This is a genomic window from Acinetobacter lwoffii, assembly GCF_022809915.1.
Lineage (GTDB): Bacteria > Pseudomonadota > Gammaproteobacteria > Pseudomonadales > Moraxellaceae > Acinetobacter > Acinetobacter lwoffii_M.
In genome coordinates, this window is sequence record NZ_JALGQY010000055.1 from 1 (window position 1) to 6,322 (window position 6,322).

A 6,322-nucleotide genomic window follows, 5' to 3' on the forward strand; every position below is an offset into this window, starting at 1 on the left:
CATTTACTTTGAAGGTCGATTAGATGATATAATTAAAATCTAGTCAAATTTACTGACACAGAATTTTGAACGCCCTCTAAAAATGGGAGCTTATCGCTCCCATTTTTATTTCGTATAAAGTTTTCCACTACCCCGAATAGCTTTAATTTTTTAACTGTTTTTTTAATTTAGTTAAACGTTCATCATATTCACCGAGCATACAATATGTATAGTGTACTTGACTGTTTTCACATGTTTTTTCAGTATTTTTTAACCATTGTGCCTGCTGATTTTTAAGTACATTATATTTTTGAATATTACTCTTTTTTACTTGATTAAAAATCGTTGTAATTTCAGACTTATACTTAGTAATAGCATAGTCACTACACTGCTCTACCACTCCGTTATTGATGTTACCACTCAAATCCAAGCAAATTGAATAGTAATCTACATTCTTTGCTTGGGTATTAAAACCCATTGTTATTAATAATAAAGCCAAAGCTACATTTTTATATTTCACAAGAATTCATCTCAACAATATTTTAGAATATCTAAATTATTTCATAAGAAATTTAGATAAAAATCTATCTAAATCAGTAATTAACGTATAATTTCCGTATCTTTCCTGCCATCCCTTTTCCAAAACTTCAATACAGTCTTGCTCTGTGAAAGGAATTTTATTTTCAAAAATCTTGATATTTTCAGGTAATACTTCTAATTTAAAAGAACTGACTTCAAATCCAAACTCACTTTCTACATCATCCCATGACCATTCTGAAAAATCGTCTTCATTTTTCAGAATTCTGTAAACTTGATTAATTCTTTTATCTAAAAGACCTGATTCAACCATTTTTTCTTTTAATTTAATTCTTTCCTCTTCTGTTAGATATTTACAATCCTTGTAATAACCAACAAAGAATAAATCACCATTACTATCCCTAGAAAAAAAGAAAATATTATGTTTTTCAGAAAATAAGCTAGAAACATCAGCCTTCAAATAGCCATAAACCTTACCATCAATTAATTCATTTTTATTGAAATTCCATGCTTCATGACCAATACCAAAATGAGAAATATAATTATCATTCCCTTTCTCAATTGCATATCCAGATATATCTGGTTTTTGATATAAATTTTCATTCCATGAAATTTTTTGGAGTAGATTAGCCACAGCATTATTCCTTTTTAAATACTTAATATATATAAATTAAAGCCATTATCTACTGTATATATATACTGTGCAACTGTCAGACTTTGAGAGAAAAATTTTCAAAAAATTAGCTAATTTTAGCTAAAGTCTGACAATTGACTTTTGTAAAAATATTACCTCATTTAACATAAAATCTCTTATGCGAAACTGGGTACAGCTTGTCTCGAAAGCTCATATTCTTGAATGGATCTTTTCAACTGATCAATAGGAAGATAGAACTTATCCTTAAAACCTAATTTTTTCATAAAAGCTTGGCAATCTGGATTTGGGCGTTCTACTTCTAAATATCCATATCCAAATTGCTGCCCAAAATGGCAAAGTTCCTTTAGTAGAGCTGTTCCATAACCATGTTTCTTTTTACGAAATCCAATGCGAGCAACAACAATGATTTTCTGATCATTAAGATCAGCCAAATCATACTTTCCGAATCGTAAATAGAGATCATTTTGACTCTTATTAAATGCAATAGTCACTACTGATCGAGGCTTCTTTTACATTAGCTCAAAAGATGAAACTTTCACCTTTGAATATCCTAATTTTTCCATAGCAAATTTTTGGACTAAACATGAGATCTCGTGCTGTTCTTCAAGTCCAATAAGTTCATCTTTTTTTGGTTGTTGGAATGATTCTGTATTCATTTTTTTACCTAGCAATAAAAATACTAAAAATTAAGGCAAGATGGTCAATATACCATTAGAAAACAGTAGTCATGAGTATTCGATTAGACCCAAAAAAATTGTATTTAGTTTTAGATCCTGATGACACAAAACGATGGTGTAAAGGAATGTCTAAAGATCCTCAATTTGCATATTTATCTGCTTATATTGGAGAGCCTCCAGAACTTCTAGCTGGACGGCTTTACATGAAGTTCATGCTAAATCCAGATGAGTTAAAACCAATTCTCCCCAAAATATTAAAGAAGAGTTATTACAAATAATTCCGTCGTTTTTAAACATCAAAACCGTCTACTTAAAGACGGTTTTTTTCTAATTTTAGAAAGAAAAATTCCGTTTCTATTTGAGAAACGCGGAAGCGTGCATTCCCTCCTGCTGTCGGAAAATGATAAACCTCTGCCTGTTCAGAATTTCAATCATTTTTAAGTGTCAAAGTTATGTGACAATACTGCTGATTGAACCGCTGTTGCCTATCCTATGTTAGAAAAAGTAATCGCTTTTCACCTTAATTTTTCTTCGTCATAACTAAGTCAAATCAGACAATTAAAATCCGCTATTTCAGTTTCTCCAAGAGAAACGAGTAAGCGTGCATTCCGATCTGCTGACCAGAAATGAAAAATCCAAAAACATCAAAACAGGGCTATCGATCTAAATTAGAATCGAGGAATTTTCTAAATCGCTATAAAACAGCCTAGAATCGCATTTAAGCGATTTTTTCGAAAAACAGGGAAATCTATGTAAACAGGGCTAAAAAGCCCAATAAACGCAAAATAGGCTTATTTAGAGTGAGAAATGCAACTAGGCTGAAAAAATTCTGTAAAACGAATAACAATTTTTATAAAGCAGTTTTCCATATCAGACTGATATTGAAAAAAACCGAACGAGTGTCTACGAGTGATAAAGCTTAATCAAAATTTCACCTAGCTTTTTCTCTGATTACAAGCTCCCTATCCATTAATCACTTTTATCTCAGAGCATCCCGAATGGGTGCGAACTGAATTAATTAACTTCTAGACGAGCGTAGCGAGCATAAAAAATTTATGAGCGAAGCGAATTCCGAGTTGCTTTTGATTTTTCTTAAAGTCATAACGAAATAGCTAAAAAATTGCCCCTCGAATCGAGCGTAAGCGAGATTCAATAGAGTTTGAGCGTAGCGAAAACATAGGGCAATTTTTCAAATTGTCTTTTTAATTATTTTTAAATATTTTAAATATTTTAGGTAGGCTGAAAGCCCTTAAAGACAAGGCTTTCAGCTCTTAAATATGAGGGATTGACTACTAACTATGAGGGATTGACTACTAACTATGAGGGATTGACTACTTAACTATGAGGGATTGACTACTAACTATGAGAGAATTATAGTACTCATAGTTAAGTTTTCGAAATAAAAATGATGAGTCCATCTAAAAAAGAACTAGTAGTTAAATCAAATCAAGTTATTGAGGCTTCATATCAACTCAGCTCAACAGAACAGCGTATTGTGTTAGCAGCTATTAGTAAAATTAGTCGGGCTGAAGACATTACAGATGATGAAATTTATCGCGTAACTATTGATGACTTAAAAAAACTTGGGGTTCATGAAAAAACAGCTTATAGAGATCTAAAAGATGGTGTAAACCGCTTATATGACAGATCAATTAATTTAGCTATTAATGATGAATCAATCAAAATGAGATGGATTCAATCTATACGATTTTTAGAAAGTAAAAGCGTTGTAGGAATTAGGTTTTCTAAAGAAATTTTACCTTTCATTTCTAATCTAAGTCGTGAATTTACTAAGTATTCATTATCTGACATTGCTGGTATGAGTAGTGCCTATGCTATTCGTATTTATGAGTTATTAAGCCAATACCGTTCAATAGGAAAACGGGAGATTTCCATCGAATCTCTAAGAAGTATGTTGGAGCTAGGAAAAAGATATCCATTATCTGCTGATTTAAAAAGATGGGTTATTGATACAGCTGTAGATCAAATCAATGAACATAGCCCTTTAAATGTATCTTACGAGCAAATAAAAACAGGCCGAAAAGTCACACACATTCAATTCACGTTTAAAGAAAAATCAAAAAATATTGAGCATAAACCTGAACAGAATGATTTTTATAAATTGACTGATTCACAAATTAATATGTTTGGTAATCAGCTTTCACGCTTACATGAAGTATCTCACCTAGCACAACAAGGTGAAAGTTATGACGACTTAGCTATCAAAATTAAAGATATGCTGCGAGATCCAATACAACAAAAACAACTTATTCCTCATCTTAAAAATTTAGGTTTTAAGGCATAAAGATCGACTGTATATGTAGCGGTTGACTGTTTGTTGATGTATCTTGGTTCACATAATAGACAACCAGAATTACAAGATGAAATCACTATCTGTTATTGAGCTTTCAAACCTGTATGGAATGACTCGTCAAGCCATTTATAAGCAAGTTAATAAAGGTAATTTAAGTAAGAATAGTGATGGTAAAATTGATCTTTCCGAAGCCATTCGAGTTTTTGGTGAACCCTCTAGAAATGTGAACAGTTCACAGACAACCGAAACACGAAAGTTGTCAGAAGTTCACCTACTAGAACAACAGGTTTACATTCTTCAAAAACAGCTTGAACAGGCGCATGAGCGTGAGCAGTTTCAACGCGAGGAATTAAAAGCCAAGAATGATCAATTACACGTTAAGGATGAACAAATCGAAGCGATACAACGATTATTAGAAGCTCCAAGAGCCTATACAACTAGGTCTATCGATTCAAAATCAGATACAGCAACAGACACTAGCTTAAAAAGTGAGTCGAACTATGATGGATTGACTACTCAAAAAAAAGAAACTCCTGTACAAACTGAGATCCAAACTCAGGCGAAAGATGACGGATTGACTACTCCGGAAAAAACAGAAAACAAGCGCATTCCTGTGCCTGAACACATTGAACCAGAGCCTGAGAAAAGAGGCTTTTGGAGCCGTTTTTTTAGACCCTATGATTAACCACGATTGTTTAACTGATATGAACAAAGTTGTAGAATATTGATCAAATAATAGGCGTGGAACGTGAAAAATCCTAAAAAAAACCCGAACAGTGATGCTCGGGCTATAAAATTTGAAATAAGTATATGAATTTCAAGGTAAATTATAACACGTTTCGTATAAGCTGTATTATGTTAATTGTAGGAACATTAAATAGTTTATATTATTTAGTACAAAAATTAGCAGCCTAAAGAAACTTAAAGGAATGTTATTTTCATAACATGGAGTTGTTGTGATGTTACAGGAAAGCTTAATTCAAGATTATCGAGGAAAGCCAATTCCTCAAGCACATAAAAATATCTCAATGGATTGGGATGAAATTAAGATTTGGTCTGATCAAGTATATATGCCTTATTCTGCACAACCTGTAGGTAAAGGTTTATTACCAGATTCAAGTATGCACTCCGTATCGGTCGCAGATATGATTGTGACTCGTTTTAAATATGGCATACCTGTTTATCTTGATAAATGGAATCAAGATAAAGGTCATATTATTCTTCTTACGACAATAGAGGGGCATGGTCAACATGCAATTGACTCCAAAAACTGGCAAACAACGCGTGTTGGTGAGTCTTTTATTGTAGATTGTAGCCGTACAGATGATTATGCTGTACATTTTGATCCACAACATTTACAGCTAAATTTGACGATTCCTCATGATGTATTAGCCCGTCTAGTGGTTGCAAACTATGGGCATGAAGCACCGCTTCATATGTGGCAGTTGAAAACTTTTTTTTGGTGGTCAGGATTCGAGTTGGCTATCATTATTGACCTATCTCAGCAGAAGTATTGCTGAAATTCCATTATCGCAATTAAAAAATAAAGCAGGCGAACACTTACAACAAATGATCGGCTTGCATATTATTAATGAATGGTCTATCAGGGCAAATGTCGATTTAAATAAGAACACGTGTATAACGCCCAAATACATAGAGCGTGCTGAACAATATATGCGGGAAAATTTACGTTCTAGCCCAACAGTTGAAGATATCTCAAAAGCTGTTGGTATAAGTATCCGAAGTTTATCAAATGGTTTTAAAAAATATCGACAGTCTAGTCCTGCTAAAGTCATGCGTGATATGCGTTTGACCTTAGTGAGAGAGGAGTTATTAAAGGCAACTTCAGAACAAACCGTTACAGAAATTGCTCTGGCATGTGGCTATCTGAATCTGGGAGATTTTTCTCGGAATTATTATCAGAGGTATAGTGAATTACCCTCACAAACCTTGAAAAAGTAAATTATTCCACGACGAATAACTACCGTTTTTCGATAGTAATTACCTGTTTTCGGTAGATGGAAAAACACGTTCTTTCTTAGACTAAAAAATAACTTCATTCAATATGAATGTAGTTATAGCTGGTAGTGTTCAAAAAACTGTGTCATTTCCTTAAACTGTTAAAAACAGGAATGATGCATTATGGCAACTACATTTGAT

General features: G+C 33.0%; 9 protein-coding genes. 5 read left to right on the plus strand and 4 right to left on the minus strand.

Annotated elements, in window-relative coordinates; genetic code table 11:
• Window positions 1-142: 142 nt before the first annotated feature.
• From MTX11_RS15950 to MTX11_RS16720, 4 genes are all read right to left on the minus strand, one after another.
• Entirely contained in the window at window positions 143-499 is a 357-nt protein-coding gene (locus tag MTX11_RS15950) for a lysozyme inhibitor LprI family protein (RefSeq protein WP_061875359.1), read from the minus strand.
• A 36-nt stretch (window positions 500-535) separates the two neighbouring features.
• Window positions 536-1,150, minus strand: coding sequence for a hypothetical protein (locus MTX11_RS15955; protein ID WP_061875358.1), 615 nt, complete (start codon window positions 1,148-1,150; stop codon window positions 536-538).
• 176 nt (window positions 1,151-1,326) lie between these two features.
• Window positions 1,327-1,602, minus strand: a complete 276-nt coding sequence (locus MTX11_RS16715) for a GNAT family N-acetyltransferase (RefSeq protein WP_470174356.1) — start codon at window positions 1,600-1,602, stop codon at window positions 1,327-1,329.
• Window positions 1,603-1,680: 78 nt separating this feature from the next.
• Window positions 1,681-1,827, minus strand: a complete 147-nt coding sequence (locus MTX11_RS16720; RefSeq protein WP_470174354.1) for a hypothetical protein — start codon at window positions 1,825-1,827, stop codon at window positions 1,681-1,683.
• A 71-nt stretch (window positions 1,828-1,898) separates the two neighbouring features.
• Between MTX11_RS16720 and MTX11_RS15965 the strand changes: the two genes are divergently transcribed.
• From MTX11_RS15965 to MTX11_RS15985, 5 genes are all read left to right on the plus strand, one after another.
• The gene (locus MTX11_RS15965; RefSeq protein WP_061875357.1) at window positions 1,899-2,126 is read left to right on the plus strand and encodes a hypothetical protein; all 228 of its coding nucleotides are present in this window, start codon (window positions 1,899-1,901) and stop codon (window positions 2,124-2,126) included.
• 1,127 nt (window positions 2,127-3,253) lie between these two features.
• Window positions 3,254-4,153: a replication initiation protein RepM gene (gene repM / locus MTX11_RS15970; protein ID WP_061875356.1), complete on the plus strand. Its 900-nt coding sequence runs from the start codon at window positions 3,254-3,256 to the stop codon at window positions 4,151-4,153.
• A 76-nt stretch (window positions 4,154-4,229) separates the two neighbouring features.
• Window positions 4,230-4,847, plus strand: a complete 618-nt coding sequence (locus MTX11_RS15975) for a plasmid replication DNA-binding protein (RefSeq protein WP_061875355.1) — start codon at window positions 4,230-4,232, stop codon at window positions 4,845-4,847.
• A 274-nt stretch (window positions 4,848-5,121) separates the two neighbouring features.
• Window positions 5,122-5,682 carry a hypothetical protein gene (locus MTX11_RS15980; protein WP_082183581.1) on the plus strand — a complete coding sequence of 187 codons (561 nt, stop codon included), beginning with the start codon at window positions 5,122-5,124 and terminating at the stop codon, window positions 5,680-5,682.
• Window positions 5,654-6,124, plus strand: a complete 471-nt coding sequence (locus tag MTX11_RS15985; RefSeq protein ID WP_157883138.1) for a helix-turn-helix domain-containing protein — start codon at window positions 5,654-5,656, stop codon at window positions 6,122-6,124. The genes MTX11_RS15980 and MTX11_RS15985 overlap by 29 nt, the downstream gene beginning before the upstream one ends.
• Window positions 6,125-6,322: the final 198 nt, after the last annotated feature.